14 protein-coding genes are annotated in these 22,469 nt (G+C 41.5%); 6 read left to right on the plus strand and 8 right to left on the minus strand.

Annotated features, from left to right (window positions below; genetic code table 11):
* Nucleotides 1–63: 63 nt before the first annotated feature.
* The 6 genes from JWQ54_RS22415 to JWQ54_RS22440 form a co-directional block, all read right to left on the minus strand.
* On the minus strand, nucleotides 64–2,649 hold the full coding sequence (locus JWQ54_RS22415) for a glycoside hydrolase family 3 N-terminal domain-containing protein (protein WP_299589629.1): 2,586 nt from the start codon (nucleotides 2,647–2,649) through the stop codon (nucleotides 64–66).
* Between the two features lie 207 nt (nucleotides 2,650–2,856).
* Complete coding sequence (locus tag JWQ54_RS22420; protein WP_299589632.1) at nucleotides 2,857–3,183, minus strand: hypothetical protein; 327 nt, start codon at nucleotides 3,181–3,183, stop codon at nucleotides 2,857–2,859.
* 82 nt (nucleotides 3,184–3,265) lie between these two features.
* Entirely contained in the window at nucleotides 3,266–4,708 is a 1,443-nt protein-coding gene (locus JWQ54_RS22425) for a hypothetical protein (protein WP_299589635.1), read from the minus strand.
* Between the two features lie 17 nt (nucleotides 4,709–4,725).
* Nucleotides 4,726–7,515: a TonB-dependent receptor gene (locus JWQ54_RS22430; RefSeq protein WP_299589638.1), complete on the minus strand. Its 2,790-nt coding sequence runs from the start codon at nucleotides 7,513–7,515 to the stop codon at nucleotides 4,726–4,728.
* 127 nt (nucleotides 7,516–7,642) lie between these two features.
* Nucleotides 7,643–8,140 (minus strand): MarR family transcriptional regulator, encoded by a 498-nt coding sequence (locus tag JWQ54_RS22435; protein ID WP_299589640.1) that lies wholly within the window; start codon nucleotides 8,138–8,140, stop codon nucleotides 7,643–7,645.
* 100 nt (nucleotides 8,141–8,240) lie between these two features.
* The gene (locus JWQ54_RS22440; RefSeq protein WP_299589642.1) at nucleotides 8,241–8,630 is read right to left on the minus strand and encodes a hypothetical protein; all 390 of its coding nucleotides are present in this window, start codon (nucleotides 8,628–8,630) and stop codon (nucleotides 8,241–8,243) included.
* 201 nt (nucleotides 8,631–8,831) lie between these two features.
* Between JWQ54_RS22440 and JWQ54_RS22445 the strand changes: the two genes are divergently transcribed.
* From JWQ54_RS22445 to JWQ54_RS22470, 6 genes are all read left to right on the plus strand, one after another.
* Complete coding sequence (locus JWQ54_RS22445; RefSeq protein WP_299589644.1) at nucleotides 8,832–10,148, plus strand: flippase; 1,317 nt, start codon at nucleotides 8,832–8,834, stop codon at nucleotides 10,146–10,148.
* The gene (locus JWQ54_RS22450; protein WP_299589646.1) at nucleotides 10,145–10,795 is read left to right on the plus strand and encodes an FkbM family methyltransferase; all 651 of its coding nucleotides are present in this window, start codon (nucleotides 10,145–10,147) and stop codon (nucleotides 10,793–10,795) included. The genes JWQ54_RS22445 and JWQ54_RS22450 overlap by 4 nt, the downstream gene beginning before the upstream one ends.
* 225 nt (nucleotides 10,796–11,020) lie before the next feature.
* Nucleotides 11,021–14,434, plus strand: a complete 3,414-nt coding sequence (locus tag JWQ54_RS22455; RefSeq protein WP_299589648.1) for a gliding motility-associated C-terminal domain-containing protein — start codon at nucleotides 11,021–11,023, stop codon at nucleotides 14,432–14,434.
* Nucleotides 14,431–15,435: a type IX secretion system membrane protein PorP/SprF gene (locus JWQ54_RS22460; protein ID WP_299589650.1), complete on the plus strand. Its 1,005-nt coding sequence runs from the start codon at nucleotides 14,431–14,433 to the stop codon at nucleotides 15,433–15,435. The genes JWQ54_RS22455 and JWQ54_RS22460 overlap by 4 nt, the downstream gene beginning before the upstream one ends.
* A gap of 203 nt (nucleotides 15,436–15,638) precedes the next feature.
* A complete protein-coding gene (locus tag JWQ54_RS22465) occupies nucleotides 15,639–16,412 on the plus strand; it encodes a class I SAM-dependent methyltransferase (protein ID WP_299589653.1) in 774 nt (257 codons plus the stop codon).
* A gap of 13 nt (nucleotides 16,413–16,425) precedes the next feature.
* Nucleotides 16,426–17,343, plus strand: a complete 918-nt coding sequence (locus JWQ54_RS22470) for a glycosyltransferase (protein WP_299589656.1) — start codon at nucleotides 16,426–16,428, stop codon at nucleotides 17,341–17,343.
* A 167-nt stretch (nucleotides 17,344–17,510) separates the two neighbouring features.
* Here the strand turns inward: JWQ54_RS22470 and JWQ54_RS22475 are convergent, their stop codons facing one another.
* Together JWQ54_RS22475 and JWQ54_RS22480 are read right to left on the minus strand one after the other, a co-directional pair.
* Nucleotides 17,511–18,914 carry an aminopeptidase P family protein gene (locus JWQ54_RS22475; protein WP_299589658.1) on the minus strand — a complete coding sequence of 468 codons (1,404 nt, stop codon included), beginning with the start codon at nucleotides 18,912–18,914 and terminating at the stop codon, nucleotides 17,511–17,513.
* A gap of 161 nt (nucleotides 18,915–19,075) precedes the next feature.
* Nucleotides 19,076–22,255, minus strand: coding sequence for a S41 family peptidase (locus JWQ54_RS22480; RefSeq protein ID WP_299589661.1), 3,180 nt, complete (start codon nucleotides 22,253–22,255; stop codon nucleotides 19,076–19,078).
* Nucleotides 22,256–22,469: the final 214 nt, after the last annotated feature.

Consider the following 22,469-nt stretch of genomic DNA (forward strand, 5'->3'; position numbering starts at 1 on the left):
AAACTAAAGATAGGATAAATTATACCATCGTCAGATTTGCGCGTGATGAAACATTATTCGATATTATTTCTTCACCTTATATACCACCATGCCACTATTATCAACCCCATAAACTTTTGCTATAGCTTTTATAGTTAAACCCTTGCTTATAGCAAATGGTTTTGAATATTCATTTTCTTCAACAAAAGCAGGTGTGGCGCCATTGGTGGTATAATAAACTTTAGTATCAGCAGTCGGGCAGGTAATGGTAACCATATTTCCTTTTATGCTGATGGCTGGTTTTACAACCCGGTTTGCATATTTTGCGGTGCGGGCATCATTAATTACCCCTTTCCAATTCATCCCGAATCCAAAATCATAAATATGACCGTCGGCATCGGTATAGCAAAGCATGTCATGCGGAATATCCTCGTTTTGCAGCTCAACTGTCTGCATATTGGCAGGCATCTGGAAAGGCAATAAACCCGATGGTTCAGCTGCCCCGGATAAAATGTCCAGGATAGCCTGGTTTTGTACGCCAAAGCTGGCAACAATTGCATTAGCATCTTTTTCAAACTCGGCAGGTATAGCCGGTTTTGAGAGCGTTATCACTACAATAACCGGTTTGCCTTTCATAGCAGCCCTGGTATCTTCAATCGTTTTAAGGTCAGTAACATTGGCTGCGGTTATGCTTTTACCTTTGTAAGTCCTGTCTTTTACAGTAGGTTCGGCCGGGTCACCTGCAGCAATGCTATGTTCCCGGGCATCGGTGGCGGTGTAAGCACCGTATTGCAGGGTAATGGGCACATAGCCGCTGCCACCTTTTTTCACATCGTCGGCATCATAGCCGACGCCACCGCTCGGGCTGCTTACAAATACTATGGCACAATCGGCTTTGGCAGGGTCATCGGTAACATTATAATATTTCTTCATCAGCTCAGCACCAACCGCATCTTCAAATTTCTCTTTTGATGGCGAACCAAAAAAACCTTTTACAGACGGGCTATATTTTTTAGGCAGGTACACCGTTTTTCCCTTTTGCAGCGGAAGCACATTGGCATTATTCTTCAGCAGCACAATAGACTTTAGCTGCGCATTATACCCGGCTGTCATAAACTCAGGGTTACCTACCGTTTGTTTGGAGGTTTCGATATTTAAATAAGGATTTTCAAAAAGCCCCACCCTGAAAATATTACGTAGCAATCTCACTGCCGACTGCTCAAATCGCGCGCGCATAAAAGCCTCACCATGTTCTTTAGCCCCCATGTTGTAGGCTTCAATTACCGGGCCTGCTACGTTATTGCCGCCAAACTGATCGACCCCGGCCATCAAAATTTTATAATGCCGTTCGGCAACTGTTTTGGTTTCCATCCCCCATGATTTTCCGGCGAAAACATCCGGCGTTTTACCTTCGTCGGCAGTAACCAGCCAGTCGGTACACACCACGCCATCGAAGCTGTATTTTTTGCGGAGCAGATCAGTTATCAGATATTTACTATAACTATTTCCACCATTCTCACCATTCTTATCCCTGTTGTAGGAGATGGTATAATACGGCATCACTGCCGAGGCCATTTTTGTTTTGCCTGATAGCTTTAAAGCACCATCAACAAACGATACGAGGTGTTCATCAAAGTAATTGCCAGGGTATACGGCAAATTTTCCATAGGCAAAGTGAGCATCCCGGCCGCCTTCTTCAGGGCCACCGCCGGGCCAGTGCTTCATCATGGCATTTACGCTGTTGTAACCCCAGCCACCGGCAATTTCGCTGTTGCCTGCAGAGGTTTGAAAACCATCCACATAAGCACGGGCCATATCAGCGTCAAGCTGCGGATCTTCGCCGAAAGTACCGTTTATCCGTGCCCATCGCGGCTCTGAACCCAGGTCAATTTGCGGGGATAATGCAGTGGAAATGCCCAATGCCCTATATTCCTTGGCAGCTATTGACCCAAATTGCTGTACAACAGCCGGGTCAAATGTTGCTGCCAGGCCAAGCTGATCAGGCCATTGCGAGATCTTGCCGCCTGCACCTGCTGTATATTCCACACCCGAGTTTGTGCCATGCCGCGGATCAGAACTGTTGTTAGCGGGGATTCCGAAGCCGCTTCCCTCAACCAATGCCTGCACATTGTTATTCCATTGTGCCGCCACCGCCGGGGTTTGAGCCGAAGTAACCAGCACATGGCGTAAATTGTCATTTATTAAAAATGCCTTTTGCTGGTCTGTCAGATCTGATGCCCTGGCGCCACTTTCAGGAAATGGTTTCCCGTTGTACGTTGCTGCCCCCATTGGCCCTGGCATAGCGGGAATTGCCTGATGTGCACTATACAACATTAACCCTGCAATTTGCGCGATAGTAAGTTTTGATGCCAGGTCCTTTGCGCGTTCATCAACCGGTAAACGCCAGTCCTCATATTTATCAAGCTTGCCGTTTTTATTCAGGTCCTTAAAAGATAGCCCGTCAACAGTTAAAATTTTTATACCCGATGCTGTTGAATAGCCCAGCGTTGGCCCGTTTATATTTTTGACCAATACAATACCGGAACTATCGGCTGCTGCTTGCTTTTTTGTTAGCTTGATGGATGTACCGGCGGTCATTGCACCTAATATCAATAGAGATGATGCGCTCAGGAGACAAAGCGCCATAGGTACTTTAAGGTTTTTCTTCATGGTTAGTACAGCAAAGGGTTAATTAAATTCAGGGTATTTAAACAGGTTTATAATATAATGCGGGTGGTTAGACCATTGTGTTTGTTTGACACAATTAAAAGTAAATATAAAATAAATATCAGGAACAAATAATAGATAAGTGATAAGTAAGCATAGATGGAGGATTGATTTAGACCAGAATAAAAACTACTAAATAGTCCTGCCGGTTCAAGAGTTGTTGGATTTGCGGTTTGTGCAGTCAAGAAACAGGTTAAACTTAACCGACATTTGGTCAAACAGTTTTTGATCCACGTAGTAAGTAACTACAGATTGTGCGGTATTAGTTTTTATAATTCCCAGGGATTTTAATTCAAGTATATGCTTATCAATTGTTCTTGAATTATAAGTATCAGTGTAAAAGGTCTTTTTACTGATCGCATTTCCATTTTCAATGATCATACGTAAAATAAAAACCCTGATGGGCAATGCTATCGCCCGGGCAAATTTTGAGATCTGGACGTCATTATCATTAAATTTTACAGACAAAGCACTCATCTAAAAATAAGCTGGATAAAATTGAATATAACTTAAAAAGCTGCTCCAATATTTGGAGCAGCTTTTTAATAGTGATTAATAATTATTTTACAGCACCTGGTGTAGCATATGGCATTACCTGCGGGTCAAAATTAGCCCAGCCAGCAGTCCAGTCGGTAGCACCGAATGCACCACGGTAAGTAACTTTATCAAAAAACGCATCAGTTACTTTTGCATTGGTGAACAATGCGCCGGTTTCTGCTAATGATCCGGTTTTAACCGTGAAATTAGGTGTTCCCGGACGAGCAAAATCTGATGAAAATTTGAAAGGGTCAGTAATCAGGGCATCAGCATATAAGGCTGAATTGAAAGTATTATTGGCTCTTAAAGTTGCTTCAAATATTGTTTTTTGAACAGCGTTATCACCTTTTACTTCATTACTTTTTTTGTTGCTTCCGAAAATTATATTGTTTGTGAAAACTAAACGGCCTGCAGTGTAGTTGGTTGATGTTGAGCCGGCAGTAGTAACTTTTGAATCATCAATATAAATACCTTCAACAAAACCTGCAAATACAGAATTTAAAATACTTTCTGCAGAGTTACGACGAATTTGAGCGCCGTGCTGATAGTTGGCATTTACGTTGCTTGGAACTGTTGGGCTTGAGATAGGGCCTAACAGCGTCATGTTAGAAAATACAGCCGAAGTTTGCGGGGTTTTATCAGAACCGGAACCATCGTTATCTGATTCAAAAGCATTTGATCCTGAAACGTCAGCAATTGTTGGATAACGCTGCCCTAAACCAAACTGAACTTTGCCTGAGTAACCAAAATCAGTATCAAAGTCATCATCCAAACCGCCTATAGCCAATAAGTGCTTGGCATTTACAGTACCGCCAAACCATTCAAAGCTATCATCACCTGAACGATAAACCTCAATAAAATCAAGTGTGGTACCTGAGCCAACACCACCCATGGTAAGGCCATTGATTTCATTATCAGGTGTAAAAGGGATCCCTGCATATTCAATACGCACATATTTTAAACTACCTGAATTGTCATCAGCAGCAGTACCGCCGTATTGGATGTATTTAGCAGCATCGCCTTTGGCATCCAGGCCGCCTTCAATACCTACGTTATCACCCTGGTTAACCGGTGCTTTTCCTAAAAGGATAATACCGCCCCAGTCGCCCGCATTACGTGTTCCGGCAGCAAATGATGATGTAAACACAATTGGTTTATCAGCTGTACCTTCTGCCATTAACTTGGCACCGCGGGTTACTACAAGGGTAGCTTTACTTGCTTTATCGCCTTTTATTAATGTTCCGGGTTCAATAGTAAGTACTGCGCCGTTTGTAACGTAAACAAAGCCTTTTAAAAGATAAATTTTATCTGCTTTCCAGGTTGTGTTCGTTGCAATATCTCCTTTAACTTCAACTGTTGATGAAGCAGGCGGGTTAACCGGAGGGTCAACGGTGTTGTTTTTTTTACTACACGACGTAGCAAAAATAGTAGCGCTTAAGGCTAATAATAATAACGATTTTTTCATGTTGATTTATTGGGTTGTTAAAATGTATAATTAAATGATAATGAATAATTTGAGCCTGTATTATAGCTTTTGAAAATGTTTCCGGTACCTGAAGGGATGTAAGGTTTGCCGTTTAGCTGGTAGGTGAAATTGTATTTTTGATTAAGAACATCGGTTCCGCTCAACTTAATCTCACCTTTGCTTTTAAGCACTTTATAGCCTAACTGCACATCAAGCATATTCCGCGGGTTTTCATATATGCTTGAGAACCTTTCACCGCCTGCATAAAAGATCCTTTTTCCCAAACGGTTAAACAATAGGTTGATAGAAAGAGCATTGTTAAATTCTGTGTGCAGCAAACCTGCATTAAGTACATAGGGCGACTGGCCCACTAACTGGCGTGTTTTTTCAAGCCTGGTTATGCCGTCATCAGGGTTGGTAATTCTTGATTTGTTTATTGAAAGATTGGCATAAGCTGTGGTATTTTTATAAAATGCCTGGCTGCTGATAAATTCAAGCGTTTTGCGCACCTCCATTTCAAAACCATATACATAGGCCGATTTTGAATTAAAATAACTTATAGTGGTTGATGAGTTTACATCATCAATTACAGGTTCAATAGCATCAGTGAACTTTTTATAGAAAGCCGATACCGAAAATATCTGGCCAGCCGATGGATAAAGCTCATATCTAAGGTCGGCATTGTCAATGGTGGTCCGTTTTAAATTGGGGTTACCCTGCAGGGTTGCAAGCATCTCGTAATCATAATATGCAAATGGCGCCAGCTCCCTAAATTCCGGACGGGCAACAGTGCGGTAATATGATGCCCTGAAATTTGCTTTCGGGGTTAAAGAATAGGTGAAATTTACAGAAGGCAGCAGATCAACATTATCCAGCTCTGCACGCGGTTGTGTTACACTTGTTTCTTCGGTTCTTAATTTAAGGTTGAATTTCTCCACTCTTAAACCATAAACTATTCTTACGCTTTTACCAATCTTGCTGTCCAGCATTGCATAGGCGGAGTTGGTAAAGCTGTTTGCTGTATACCTATCTGTAGGATTAGATAGTTCTTCAAGCCCGTACAAGCCGGTATTAATAATATTAGGGCCAAACAATGTTTGAACAGGCCTTTGCAGTATGGTGTTCACATCATAATCCTGACTGTTTTGATCAAGTACCAGGCCAATAAACCTTGCCTTAAAATCCCTGTCGCGATACTGCGAATAAACACCCGCCTTAAGTGTACTTTGATCAAATAATTTTACCGGCACATTGTAATCTATTTTACCGGAATAAATGTTTTCATTTAAGTTAGAGAATACACGGGCATTTTCTTTACCAAGGGTAGTAACGGTTGCATAATACGGTTCACCGGGATTGCTTTGCTTATAGTTAACCTTCTTCTGATCCGGCTGATCATTCTTTACATTGCTGTAACCAAGGTTCCATTTAATTTTTGAGCTTTTTGAACCTATGCCGTGCTCACCTTCTATTGTTGATTTTAATAAAGATTTCTCTAACAGATCATAAGCATAAAACCGGTTGTCTGAACTGGTTGTACTGGTATTAGGGCCGGTGCGGTAAGTAAACTGGTCATCAAAAACCCGGTTATATAAATTTTTAAAAGTGATTTTATTTTTACCGAAGCTGTACGCAAAATTTGCCAGTGCCCCTACGTTGGTCGAAAATTTGTTTTGCTGGTTGTGATAGTCAAAATTATCAAACTTCTGAACCAGGTCTGGTATAACGGTTTGCGTGTTCCTGTAGGTCAGTGAGATGGTGGTGCCGAACCGGTTTTTATTTTTACCTACCTCCTGCACATTCCCTAAAGTGAGCTGATAGTTTTGCCCTGGAAATGCTTTATTTTTATATATGTTAAAATTATTGTTTAAAGACTTGATGGATTGAATATTTTGCCCTGCACTCAACTGCTTGTTAATAATTTGATTAGTTGAAGGAAAATTACCTTTCAACTTGCGGCTGCCATCGTCAAAACCAAAATAGTCGCTAACAGAACGGAAACCTGTGTTGTAATCTTTAAATGTACTTTGCGTATTATAAGAGTAACCAATACCAAAATTTATAAAATTCTGGTCGGGTATGTCTTTTGTCAATATCTGTACGCTCCCGCCTGCAAAATCGCCGGGTATATCCGGACTGGCGGTTTTATTGATGATGATGTTATCAATAAGATTAGAAGGCACTATATCAAATGAAAAGGCTTTTCTATTGGGTTCGGTACTTGGCAAAGGTGAGCCGTCTAACGAAGCGCTATTGTAACGGTCGCTTAATCCACGCACAACAACAAATTTGTTATCCTGGATAGTTGTACCGCTTACCCTTTTTAAAACATCACTTGTGCTCCTGTCCGGCGATTTCCTGATCAACTCATATGAGATACCGTCAGAAATAGATACGCTGTTTTTTTGAATGGCATACAGCGCATTGGTTGATTCCTGGCGAAAAGTTGCCTTTACCACAACCTCATTAAGGTTTGTTGATGCAGCGGGTGCCAATGTAATATCAAGCTGTGTGGCAAGCCCTGCTTTAACTTCTATATCAGAAATTGATTTACTTTCGTAACCAATGTACTTAATTACGAGGGTGTATTTACCCGGTGTTATGCCGCTTAATACATAGCGGCCCTCTACATCGCTGGCAGTGCCGGTTGCGGTACCTTGTATGCCGGCGGTTGCGCCTATTAAAGTTTCGCTGGTTTTTGTATCTATAACTTTACCAACAATTTTACCGGTTCCCTGGGCAAAAGCCACCGTATTAATTACGTTTATCAACAGGAACACAAAGACAGAATATACAGCTCTTTTCACTAAAAATATTTTGATGCAAAGCTATTTCTATCAAAAGTTCTTAAAGATTTTTTGCCATTACTAAACCATTATATGTTTCTTCATAGTAGGTTACCAATGGTTCAGTTTTATAACCATTTAAGCAAATTCAGGATAAAACCTGCTCATTATTTAGCAATGCCATTTGTTTCATCATTTTATCAAAGCCGGCATCCTGTATGGCAATGTTTTTAAGTTTCTCATTTATCTTATTTAAAACACGTAAACAATTATACATTTCCTGCCAGGTAAGGTCGTCAGCAATTTGCTCTTCAAAAACAGCAAATAAACTGTTCATGATGCTTATAAGGTAGTTTGATTTTGATGTAAGAGAAATGAGCTTGCCCCTCCTGTCTTTAAAGTTCACCTCTTTTTTGATATAATTCTTGCTTTCCAGCAATGTGATTATCGCTACCAGGTTTGATTTTTCTATCTGTAAGGTATCACAAATTGCTTTTTGGGTAGTTCGGCCGCCTGCCCGGCTTATCAGCAAAATAATTTGATAATGCTGGTAAATATCTATCTCCTTTAATGCCCTGAATAAATATTGCTGGTATAATTTATTGGCCTGCATTATCTGCAAGCTTAAATCTTCTCCAAAATTCATTTATAATAAAATCTGTACCCTGCGCCAATAAAAAATTGGTCGCCTGGTAATGAATAATTATGTTAATTATAACGGATGTGGCTAAATAGCCGGAGAAGTGTTAAATAAGGAAAGTTTGGTAGAACAGGTACTTTTGAGATACCGGGAAAGGGCTTTTACCCGAAAAAAAATTAAAGCCTAATAACTTTGGGGATGCTAAACCTAAATTAATAAAGAACAAACTGAATAGCAGGCATATAACAGTAACAGCCCGTATTTTCAAAAGCACCGGTGGGGTTATAAGATGCCTTTTATTAATAAAATCACAACTGATGTCGTGCAGGCCATGCTCAAAATATTGAGGATGCACATTTTTTTGCCTATTGCCTATACTATGATGGTAGTGATTTTTTGTCAGGCCCGAAAACACGCTTGAAAAAGGCATTACCACAATAACTAATACTGCTAAGAAGAGTAAAAATTTCGCTGATGCTTTTAATATCCCGGGCATGCCGCTTGTAATTTATTAGTTACAAAGATTTGAATATTAAAGCCGCTAACAAACGCAAATTAATTTGTTAATGTAAAAATAACAAATAGTTAATCACCTGCCGGAATATTCTGGCAGGGGCAAACAACACTTGCGCTATAAAACAACCTGCGCCCCTGCTTGATAAACTTAATCAACCAAAAACAATACATTTGTTCAAATATGCGTTTCCCCAATATTCCAGGTTTTGATCAGCAGGCATTTGAAAAGTATTTTAAAAATACGGGGATGATGTTTATTGGCAGGATTGGCAGTCTGGCCATAAAATTTATTGTAAGCATTTGCATTGCCAATTACCTGCAGCGCGCAAATAATGGCATTTTAAATGGTGGAACTGTTTATATCTATTTCTTTTCGGCTATAGCAACTCTCGGGCTCGATCAGTTTATTGTTAAAGAACTTCACCAATTCCCTGAAAAACGCGACCAGATCCTGGGTACTTCATTTTGGATGAAGGTATTTGCCGGATTTTGCTGCATCCCGTTAATCTACCTGGCTTATCTTATCTATCCTGCAAAGGGTACGCCCTATAACTACGTCTTTATTTTTTCAGTTATCGGCATAATACAAGCATTTAATGTAATTGATTCTTATTTCCAGAGCCAGGTACAATCAAAATACATTATGCAGGTGCAAATTACCGGCAACATAATATCTGCCATAATAAAATTATCATTGATATATTTTAAAATGCCTTTGATTTGGTTTGTTTATGCCTATACCATTGATTTTCTGCTGCTATCCATCGGCTATTACTTTACCTATCAGCGTAAGCAGCGAAGCATTTTTAACTGGTCGTTTAGTTCAAAGCTGGCTAAAAAACTGTTAAAATATTCATGGCCGCTTATTATATCAGGTATTATGGTTTCCTTATACATGAAGATAGACCAGATAATGCTTCAAAATTTGGCAGGAGTTAAAGAAGCGGGCGCTTATGCAACTGTCGCAGTTTTAAGCGAGGCCTGGAATTTTATCCCTTCGGTAATTGTGACTACGCTGTTCCCGGCTATTTTAAATGCCCGGCGTGATGACCCTGTCCGGTATAAAAAACGGATCCAGCACCTTTACGATTTGATGGTTTACCTCAGTGTGCCAGTTGCTATAATTATAACATTTGCAGCGCCATTGATCTACAAATTATACAAACCCGAGTACGCCTACGCTGCCCCGACATTATCGGTACACATCTGGTCGGGCGTATTTGTGTTTCTTGGGGCGGCAAGCAGCCAATATTTAATTACTGAAAACTTTAATAGGCTTACGTTTGTTCGTACGGGGTTTGGTGCGGTGGTTAATATTGGGCTTAACCTGTTATTAATACCGCAAATGGGAATGATGGGTGCTGCTATAGCCACATTAATAGCCTATGCAAGCGCAACGTTCTTTATTATATTTATACCAAAAGTCAACAATCAGGGAGTTATGATGTTTAAATCATTATTCTTAATTTCACTAATTCAAAAAATCATAAAAAGATGAGTAATAAAATCGGTTTACTTTTCAAAGTATTTACAAGCCCCAAGCGGCTGCGCATTTTGCTGGCATTTAACGATAAAGGCTATCTTGATCAAATTGGTTGGTTCAATGCATTTGAGGCCAGGTCGCCTATTGATCAGGATAATAACCCTATACCATGGGTAACTTATTCGTATATTGATTTTATTAGAGACCGATTAAAAAAGCAGCATACCATTTTTGAATTTGGGTCGGGCAACTCCACCTATTTTTATGCCAAACATACCGGCTTGGTGGTTTCGGTTGAGCATGACAAGGAATGGTATGATAAAATAGTTAGCACCAAGCCAGAAAATGCCGAAATGATCTTCTGCGAGTTGGTGAGGGATGGTGATTATTGCCGGATGCCTTTAAAGCTGGAAGAGAAATTCGATATTATTATTGTGGATGGCCGCGACAGGGTAAACTGTTGTAAACAGGCGGTTAATGCGGTGTCAGAAAATGGTGTAATAGTTTTGGACGATTCTGAACGTGAATTTTACAAGGAAGGCATAAATTTTTTGAAAAACAATGGGTATAAGGAATTATCGTTCAGCGGTATTTCACCAGGCTTATTTTACCTGAAATCAACCTCTGTTTTTTATCGGGCCAATAACTGCCTGGATATATAGTTCATAATTGCAGGTTGCTTCCTGGCAATTACATTATGCATAAAAGCACGCATTTATCAACTACTGTTAATAATTGCGTGCTTTTATTTTATTATTTTAAAAAGTATCGGAACACGTAAGAAATGTTTTTTAAACAGGCTGAGTTATAATAGCTTTGCATACTTTTTAACAGGAAGCATTATTGGTAACTATTGAGCATATATACCTGGAACCTTTTATTTGGATATGATAAAAAAAAGCACCCGTTATTTAACATTGCTGGTACTTTTTATATCAATATGCTTTTGTGCCTATGCAGATTATTTAAGGCCGGTTCGGAATACTAAAACCGCCAAAGAAAATCACATAACAAGACCCGCGCCGAGCCAGATTACATCCTTTAAAATACCTGCGCAAATTGGGCCCGAAGTAATTGTAAACGATCCTGTTAACGGTAATTATGTAGCTATACCCGTACACGCCGGTGCCGATGTTAGTTCACAGCCGCCCACAATACTTACAAACCCTGCTAACGCAGTTTTGTCCCCGGCTTCGGGTGCGGCAAATAATTTTACAAGTGCACAACCTTATACAGCTGATGGTAATTTTTATTCGGTATTTGTAGTACCCGCCAGGACACCCACCCCCATCTGCGATGGAACATTTACTACAATAACTGGCGATCCTCCACCCGCAGTCCCGGGCGCATATGGGTGGGAAATACTCAGCCCTGCAACAAGCACATGGTCGCCCGCCACCGGTACAAATGCAAATCCGGATTATACAACAGCTACACTTTCCAGCAATCCAAACGCACCAAAGGTCTACACTTTCAGGCGCAGCATTACAAATGCTTTTGGTATTGCTTACGATTCATATACTGACCTTACCGTAAATCCTAATACACTAATTGCAGGTAATACAATTAACCAGTTATCGCCTGCAAATTCAACATTCTGTGTCAGTGGCAATCCGGGAACCATTACAGGCAATCCACCAGCAGGTGGTATAGGCACTTATACTTACCAGTGGCAAAGTTCAACCGCGAGGGGCCCGTTTATTGAAATACCAGGTGCCATCGGACCAGATTTACCCCTAACAACAGTAACCGCAACTACAATTTATCAGCGTGTTGTAACTTCAGGCACATGTACCCCATCTAAAACAAGCAATCCGGTTACAATAACCATCCAAAATCCCTTAGCAAATAACATTATACCTCCGCCTGCAACTGTTTCCTTTTGTGAAACAGGTAACCCCGTGATTTTGGGAAGCATTCCAACTGGTGGGGATGGTGTTACTTATTTCTATCAGTGGAAGAACTCAACAAATGGTATCCAGTTTAATAATATACCGGGTGCTACAGACCAGGATCTTGGTCAGCAAACAATAACCGAAACTACCTGGTATCAACGGGTCGTCACCTCCAGCGGACCCTGTAACACCCCGTCAACCAGCAGTCCTGTTAAAATATCCGTTACCCCTAAAATTACAAATAATATAATTACTGTGCCTCCCGGTTCGCCATATTGTATAAGCGGTAATCAGGGAACTATTACGGGACTTCCTGCCACAGGTGGGGATGGTATTAATTACACCTACAAATGGCAAAGCTCTACCGACGACGGCGCCACCTACCAGGATGCGTCAAATATTAATAACCAAAAAGATTATATCATAGGTCCTTTAACAAAAACCACTTATTTCCATCGCATTATATCATCGGGCGCATGTATGGAAACATCCGTGAGTGATCCGGCAATCATTACAGTCTATCCGGCCGTAACTAACACTTTAACAGCACCTGCAACTGCCGGTTTTTGCGGACCGGACGATCCCGCTTCTATTACGGGCACACCAACAGGTGGTGATGGTATACACTATACCTACAAATGGCAAAGCTCAACCAATAACTCAACTTTTACAGGTATTTCCGGTGCTACTAATCAAAGTTATGACCCGCCTTTATTAAATGTAACCACTTATTACCGTCGTATAGTAACATCAGGTATTTGTACAACTCCAGTAATAAGCAATGTTATAGAAATACATATAACCCCGCCAATAACATTTAGCTCCATACAATCGCCACCTTTCGCCTATTGCGTAAGTGTTGACCCGGAAACATTATCAGGCAGCCCTCCCCAGGGTGGTGACGGCGGAAACTCATACCAGTATCAATGGTATAGCTCAACCAATAATGGCGCAAACTGGAATCCGATCAGCACTGCAACCGGTATCGATTATGACCCGCCTACAATAACAGTTACGACTTGGTTCAGGCGGAATGCAACGTCCGGAGCCTGCCAGATTCCGTTTCCAAGTAACATTGCGAAAATAGTTGTTAATCAAACTCCTGCTAATGTATCTGTAGCCCTTGTTGGCCCTATATGCGCAGACAACAAGGTAGCCCTTTCAGTAATATCGCCTGATCCGGCCTTAACCTATATCTGGTATGATACCCAGACTAAAGACAATGTTCTTTTTACCGGTCCTACCTATCTTACGGATCTATTACCTACCAGTAAAACTTTTTATGTAGAAGCATCAAATGGAACCTGTCCAAGTCCTACATTAACAAGTGTGCCTGTAACCGTTAACCCGCTGCCTGCTGCACCAACCCTCGTCACAAACCCTATTTCCGCTTGCCAGGGTTCTCCGGCGGTGCTAAAGATAGCACACGCGCAACCCGGGTACACTTATAACTGGTACACAACAGCAACAGGCGGAACACCTGTATTCACAAACTCTAATTTTCCCACACAGCCAATAACCGGCGATATCACTTATTATGCCGAAGCAGTAAGCGGATCGGGCTGCGTTTCCTCAAGCCGTACTTCTGTTCCTGTTTCAGCCCTTCCATTGCCAACAGTAAAAGCGCAGGGTGCCAGTGTTTGTCCCGGCGAAACCGCTACTTTAACAACTGATAACAGCGACATTGATATAACCATAAACTGGTATACAACCCCAACCGGCGGAATCCCGATATTCACAGGCGATAGCTTTCCAACACCGCAAATTAATTCAAACGTTACTTATTATGCCGAAGCTTCAAACAATAATTGCGTTTCGGCAACACGTTCAATAGCAAAGGTGCAGGTAATCCAGCCACTGCCCACCCCTATAGTAAGTGTTGAAGCCGCCGTTGCGCCAAGCATAACATTCAGATGGGCCACTGTATTAGAGGCCACCGGTTACCAGGTAAGTATTGATGGCGGCCAAACATTTACAGATCCAAGCTCGGGCAGCAACGGTACAACACATACCGTTACAGGGTTACAGATAGGGCAAAGCGTTACCATTATAGTACACGCAACAGGTGGAATTTCATGCCAGCTTAGTAAAAACTCCACCCCGGTAACAGGTACAACCACCAACCCGCTTATAGATAATATTTTTGTTGCCAATGCATTTACGCCTAACGGCGATGGTAAAAACGACGTAGTGTATGTACGTAATGAAAATATAAAAAGCCTTAAGTTTTATGTATATGATCAATGGGGCGAATTGCTGTATGTTTCCCAAAGCCAGCAAAATGGCTGGGATGGCACTTGTAAAGGAAAAACAGAACCGGCTGGCGTGTATGTTTATTACCTGGAAGCCAATATGAACGATGGAAAGCAGGTGAAGAAAAAAGGAACGATTACGCTATTACGGTGAAGAAAATAATTGCAGTCATATCTATTACATTTATAGTCCAGTTCGGATTTATCTGCTCTTTAAAAGCGCAGGTAGATCCTCATTTTTCGCAATATTATGCAAATCCCTTATGGCTAAACCCTGCATTAACAGGGGTTATTGATGGCGATATCCGGATTAATGCTAATGTTAAAAACCAATGGACAGGTATCCCCAATGGGTATAAAACAAGTGCCCTTTCGCTGGATTTCCGTTCGGGCGAAAAAGCTGGTCTTGGTTTTAATATTTTAAACCAGTCGGCGGGGACTGCCGGATACAATTATTTTGCTGCCTACGGTTCTTATGGTTATGGTATAGCCGTATCTGCCGATGGCACTCAGAAACTGCATTTTGGTGTTCAGGCTGGCATAATAAACCGCAGTTTTGATCCCAGCAAACTGCAGTTTGACGACCAGTATAACCCCATAATCGGATATGACCCAACGGCACCCAGTTTTGAAGGTTTTGCAACAACCAGCGCAACCGTGTTTGATGCCAGCGCAGGCATATTTTATTATGACGGCGATCCAATACACACGGCAAATGTGTTTGCAGGCTTAAGTGCTGCGCACCTTACCTCACCAAAAGATCCGTTTACAGGCGGTTCCATACAAAGCAGGCTGCCTGTCCGTTTTACTGCCCACGCAGGTGTTAAGATCAAAGCCTCTGACAATTTCGATGTTATACCGCATGCCATTTACATCAGCCAGCAAACAAATACTGTGAAAGCATTGGGCGTTTATTCCGAATTAAAGTTTGAGGACGATAACGGCTTAATTTTAGGAGGCATGTACCGCATTGGTGATGCAGCGGTTGCCGATGCAGGTTATCACCTTAAAAATCTTGTCATTGGGGTAAGCTATGATTTTAATACATCAGCCCTAAAAAGTGCAACAAACGGGCAAGGTGGCTTTGAGCTTTCATTAGTCTATATTTTCCGCAAGGGGCCGATTAACCCGGCTGCTGTTTGTCCGAAGTTTTAGCCTCACCCTGCCCTCTCCAAAGGAGAGGTTCTAAAAAAGAGCGAAGTTAAAGTCCTCTCCTTTGGAGAGGATTATTCACAGTTTATTGTTTTTTGGCGTTCATGAATGCTACGCAATATAGGTGAGGCAATAAATAAATAAAACTTTACCTGTTTAATTGCCGAATAATCTAAATTTGAACTTTAAAACAATTAGCTTCATCCATGCAACAATCTGCCATTAGCGATAATGTTAAAACCGCGTACGACGAATTTTATCAAAAGCACGACGAGGCATGGCGGATGCTTGGCGCCAAATACAAGGCACAACATATTGTTGATGTTTGCAAAGGCCGCATTTTTAAAAAAGTGCTGGAAGTAGGCGCAGGCGATGGCAGCATCTTAAAGCTCCTTGCCGACCAGGATTTTGCGCCTGAATATCATGCAGTAGAGATCTCTGAAAGTGGCGTTGAGCATATTAAAACAAGGGATATAAAGAATCTCAAATCCGTGCAGTTGTTTGATGGTTATAAGCTGCCCTTTGCAGACAATAGTTTTGATTTGATCATTCTGTCGCACGTATTGGAGCATGTAGAACATGAACGGATCTTATTACGTGAACTAAAACGGGTATCACGCCATTATGTTATTGAAGTTCCGCTTGATTACAGGGCAGGTGTCGATAAAAGGATAAAACACTTCCTTGCCTATGGGCATATCAACGTTTACACGCCAACTTCACTGCGTTACCTGTTAAGTACCGAAGGGTTTGTTGTTGAGGACGATCTGACCTCAATGATTGAGCCCGAGGTAACCCGCTTTAATACCTATATCAACCAAAAGAAATCCAGGAGCGTTATTACTGATCTGAAGATCACTGCAGAGTATACAGTTAAAAATAGCCTTGGAAAAATTTTCGGTAAGAAGCTTAATGAACAATTAGCCAACGCTTATACCGTTCTTTGTAAAAAAGCCGATCAACACCTCGAAATATTCTGATCTACCAATATAAATGCAAAATCTTGCCCCGATAGCCCTATTTGTTTACAACCGGCCCGAGCATACGCGCCGTACGCTGAATTATTTGCAAAAAAATTTACTGGCAGATGAATCGCGGCTGTTTATATTTTCTGATGCGCCAAAAACCGCTGATGATAAGGCAAAAGTTGAGCAGGTAAGGCATTTGATAAAAGAGGTGTCGGGTTTTAAATCGGTTAAAATAATTCTTCGTAAAGAAAACCTTGGGCTTGCAAACTCCATCATCAGCGGGGTTACCCAACTGGTTAATGAATACGGCAAGATCATTGTTTTTGAGGATGACCTGCTGTCATCACCCCATACCCTGCAATATTTTAATGAAGCCTTAACGCGTTATGCTGCGGAAGAAAGGGTGATGCATATTGGCGCCTATATGTATGAGCTGGCCGATAAAAAGCTGCCGCAAGCCTTCTTTTTCCGCGCTGCTACCAGCTGGGGCTGGGCCACCTGGGCCCGTGCATGGAAAGATTTTGAGGAAGATGTTGATGTATTGCTCAACCAGTTCGATAAACAAAAAGCCGACCGCTTTTCTATCAACGGCACCATGAACTTCTGGAAACAGTTGGTAGGATTTAAGGCCGGTAAAAATGATTCATGGGCCATTCGCTGGTATGCCTCCATATTTTTAAAAGGCGGCTTAACATTAAACCCGTCCACCTCGCTTATTCAGAACATAGGTAACGATGGCAGCGGCGTACATTCAAATAAAGAGAGCATGTACCAGGTGCGGATAGGCAAAACTGCCATAAAACATTTCCCAACCGAAATTAAAGAAGACCAGCAAGCTTATGCTGCAATCAGGCATTTCCTCAAAAACCGCAAAGGCGGCCTTCTAATCCGCGGATTACGCTTTGTGAAAAAATTACAGGTGAAGTATTTGGTAAAGAAATAAATTATTCCGAACACTAAAAAAAGGGATGTCATGCTGAGGGGCTCGAAGCATGCGGGCAAAGGCCTTTGCACCATGCTTAGCAAGCGAATAGGCCTCTGCGCTCACCCTTCGAGTGGAGAAGATTTGTCAACTTTAAAAAGTTGACAAATCTAACACAGCTATAATTTTTACCCCTTCAACCCCTCAATCTCTTCCAACGTCTTCGGTAAATATTTACCAAGCTGCTTACTGCCTGTATCGGTTATTAAAAAATTATCCTCAATCCTTATCCCGCCAAAATCGCGATAGGTGTTCAGCACATCGTAATTAATAAAATTGTCATATTTATTTTCAGATTGCCAGCGGTCAATCAATTCAGGAATAATATAAATGCCCGGCTCAACGGTAAGCACAAAACCTTTTTCCAATTCGCGACCCAGGCGTAACGATTTAAGTCCGAAAATGGAGGTTTCCTTCTTCAACGTATCTGTATAGCCAACATATTGCTCGCCAAGGTCTTCCATATCATGGGTATCCATACCCAGCATGTGGCCCAGTCCGCATTGAAAGAACATAGTATGGGCACCGGCTTCAACGGCTTCTGCAGCATCACCTTTCATAATGCCAACATCTGTTAATCCTTCAACCAGTTTCTGACAGGCGGCCAGGTGGATATCCTTATAACGCACCCCCGGCTTCAGCATGCTGATGGCATGATCCATGGAATTCAGCACCACATTATACAATTCTTTTTGTCGGGTAGTAAAATTCTTACCGACAGGGAACGTACGGGTAAGGTCGCCGCCGTAGTGCATGGCATTTTCAGCACCAATATCACTTAATACCATGCGGCCTTCCTGTAAGGTATTACCGTAATAATGCGTATGGAGTGTTTGTCCGTAGGTGGTTATAATGGCCGGATAGCCTAAGTGAGCATTGTTGGCAATAGCAACTTCGTGTGCTTTTGCCACCAGTTCGTATTCTTTAATCCCTGCGCGGGTATGTTTTATAACGGCCAGCTGCATATCAACGCTGATGTTTACAGCTTTCTCCAGTTCAGTCACTTCAAGCGGTGTTTTTATTACGCGCTGCACAACAACTGCTTTTATCAGTTTTACTGAAACATATTTGGCCATATCAGCTAAACTTGTGTTTAGCCACGCTGCCAGCTTTATTTTATTTTCCGGACGATAAGTCGGCAAAATATGCACCTGCCTGCCCGAGGTAATCGCTTTATGAATATAATGGGTTATCTGATCATAAGGTTTTGTTTGGGTAACACCAACCATTGATGCCATTTCACTAACAGTTGGTAAGGTTCCTGTCCAAACAATATCATCAATGGTGAGTTCATTGCCAAAGATCACTTCTTCACCGGTATCGGTATCAATAATAGCTGCCAGTCCGTGTGTGTCCAGTCCAAAATAATAAAGAAAGCTGCTGTCCTGCCTGAACAGGTAGGTATTGTCCTTATAGTTCATGCTGCTATCCTCGTTACCAAGCAGCACAATAAGGCCATCATGACCAATATTTTGTTTTAAAACCTGTCTGCGATTTGTATAAACCTGTTTGTCAAAAAGGTGAAGTTCCATGAGGCAAATATAACCGGGATTTAGGAATTTGAGGGATTTTTTAGGATGTTTTGAACCATGACTTTTAGGATTTATAGATTAACATGATAATCTTAATAATCAATCAAGAAATCCGCGAATCATGGTTCAAAATCGGTGAAATCATCCTCCAATCAGTGAAATCATTTCAGCTCCTTCATTATCTCCTCAATAGCCCTATCCAGCTGTGGATCTTTATTTTCCAATCTATCGGTAAACCCGGTCTTCACATAAATATCCGGAGTTACTCCATTTTTCTCAATGTCTTTCCCATCCAAAGTAAAACATCCCCATGCCGGGATCCGGTAAAATGAACCATCAACCAAGCCTTTGCCGCTGGTGAAAATTATCCAGCGGTAGGTTTCCGTTCCAATTATCTTACCTAATTTTAAAGCTTTAAAACCCTCCGCCGTCATTTCACCATCACTCAGAGTTTGCTCATTTATCAAAAGTATTATCGGTTTTCCTGCCGGGGCAAAATTTGGCTGCGGACTTTTTTTACCGCCGCGGTATTGCCATTGCAGGTATGGCCGCTGTGATAAAAACCGTAGTACGGCATCGTGCACATTGCCGCCGGTATTGTAACGCAGATCCAATATCAGCGCATCCTTTTTATAGGCATCATCAACCATATCCTCCAAAAAGTTTTCCAGGGCTTCACCGCTCATGTTTTTCATGTACGAATAAGCTATCCGGTTATTACTTTTTTCTGTTACCGCGGCCCGGTTTGCATCTATCCAGCTGTCGTAAAGATCATCGGTTAGTGAATGATTTCCTTCCGGGTGAAGTTTCGCTGTTATCTCTTTTCCCGCCCGGTCAAAAGTTAGCTCTATCTCCTTATCTTGTGATGGTTTGGTAAAATAAATATTCCTGTCGTGCATTTCATCAACAGGCTGGCTGTTCACAGCTTTCAGGCGGTCGCCCGCCTTTAAATCTATACCCGCTTTATCGGCATTGCTGTTTTTTAGTACCGTTGCCACTTTGTAAGGGTCATTATTATCAAATATTATCCCTGTTTCCATGGTGGTATAGTTCAGGGTTTTATGCTCCTCATTTCCGTTTGAGTAAAAGCCCTGGTGCGATGAGTTAAGCTCGCCCAGCAGATCATTCAGCAAGATCCGCAGATCTGCACGGTTGTTTACATAAGGCAAATAAACGCTGTAGCGGTCGCGCATTTTTTTCCAGTCAGTCCCGTGGAAATCTCCGTCATAATAGTTTTCTTCCAGTCCGGCCCATGCCTCATCAAACATCTGTTTAAATTCACCGTCAAGGTTGCGGTCAAATTTATAGCCGATGTCAATTTTGTCCATTTTATTATTGTCGATGTTCAGGGTGGAAATATTACCATCAGCCAAAACATAAAATTTATCACCTGCTGCAACAATATCATAACCACGCACATCATCACTAACTTTTTCGGTTTTATTATCTTCAAATGGCTGAATAGTGGTGCGGTATAGCGCCCATTTTCCTTCCGCATGATTAGAAACAAAAAACACCAGCGTTTTATCACCTTTTTGAATAACAATTGGAGATCGCTGGTTGCCAAAGTCCGGACTGATTTGCTCCAGGCGCTTCATAATATCATCTGTATTGATCAAGATATCCGCAGGCGGCTTTGGTGTTGGCAGCTCAGACAAGGTTTTTTTCTTGTCGTTCTTTTTATCCTTATCTTTTTTATTAGCGGTGCTGTCTTTCTTTTCTTCCTTAAACAATTCTCTAAGTTTATCCATGCGGAAAGCGTCATCAAACTTTTGAAGCGGCATCCTGTAAATATGGAAATCGCCTGAACCTGTAGGATACATGGGCTGGATGCGTGCCGAAGTAAAATAAATATACTTTCCATCCGGCGACCAAAAAGGCTCCGTCTCGGTAACACCACTGTTGGTAAGGTTTATTGTTTTGTTTGATTTGATGTCATACGTAAATATGTCCTGCTCAAAATTGCGATAGGCTGTATACACTACATATTCTCCGTTTGATGAGATAAAAGGCTGCGAATTTTCAAATCCCCAGATCTCGTCGTTGGCGACGGTTTTACTTTCCAAAGTTTTTAGGTCAATTAACCTTACTTCATTTCTTCCGCTTAAATAAACGCCTTTGGTATGTTCTTTATTTACAGTTATGGCCCTGTTGTTTGCTTTATCACTGGTTATTTGTTTTTCTTTACCTGGTTTGTCAGCAGCAATAGTGTACCAGTTGGTATAACCGCCTAATGTTTGGCTAAATATCAGCGACTTATTATCATGCAGCCATTTTACATCGGTAACACGCTCGGCATTTCCCCGTTCAATTTTACTCACAAATTTCCCTTCAACATCGCTCACAAAAAGTTCGCCGCGGCTTACAAAGGCCATTTTCTTTCCATCTACCGATACATCCATCGCTTCAATTTTACCTTTTACATCAAATTCATTTTGCTTGGCAAGTATATTATTGCGTGATATAGCGAAATTTAGTTTTTGTGTTTGCTTTGATGCCACATCATATACATAAAGCTGGTAATCTTTTTCAAACACCACTTTTTCGCCATTGGCGCTTACAAAAGGCCGTTTAATTGAAGTAGGATATTGTGTAAGCGCAGTTTTTTTGCCATCAATAAATGTGTACAGGTTATATTCGCTGTTCCCTTCGTCTGATACAAAATAGATGTTGCCCTTTTGATCAAGCGACGCCCAAAAATCCTTTCCTGTCCACTCTGTGTATTGCTTGTAGGCTTTGGTTTTAGGGTTGTATGATTGGATATCGGGATTATAAGCGCCCTTATAATGTTTGCGCTGTTCAAAAATATAACTTTCCCAGGTGTTGCTAAAAAATAGTTCACCAGTTTGCGGGTGTTCAAATACGCCATGAATGGTATTAAAATAATTCCCGAAAACGCGTGCTGGTGTACCACCGCTCAAGCCCACTTTATATTCACTAAACATGTTATACCTGCCGGAAGTAAAATAGATCGACTTTGAATCCCAGCTCCATGAATCCACCTCATCACTGGCACTGTGAAAAGTAAGCTGTTTGATCTCACCGCCGGCAATGGGCATCACATACACGTCGTTATTGCCAAACTGGTTTGATGAAAAGGCCAGCCATTTACCATCGGGCGATACCCGCGGCCTGGTTTCTTCGCCCTGCATAGCGGTTATTCTTGCTGCAACGGGGTTATTAATATCAGCCTTCCACAAATCGCCCTCGTAACTAAAAATTACAGTTTTACCATCGGGGCTAAGCGTTGGGTACGAAGTAAAGTAAGCTTCAGGGGCTTGTGCCTGGGCAAGGTTTTGAATTGTTAAAAATGATAACAGGATCAGGTAAATTTTTTTCATATTGTTTTACATTCAATTAATGTAAAGACGCAAGATCGATTGCGTCTGTGTCAGAAAATATAAATTTTCCGTTAAAGTACTATTTTACAGCCTTTAAAACAATATAGGGAGACAGAGATTTAAATATAAATGGCATTATCTGCGTATGCGCATATCGTTCACACGCAGGCCTGCGACCGGCGCTGATGGATGTTGCCCCTTCAGGGCTTAGGAA

The organism is Mucilaginibacter sp., from assembly GCF_028288225.1.
Classification (GTDB): Bacteria; Bacteroidota; Bacteroidia; order Sphingobacteriales; family Sphingobacteriaceae; genus Mucilaginibacter.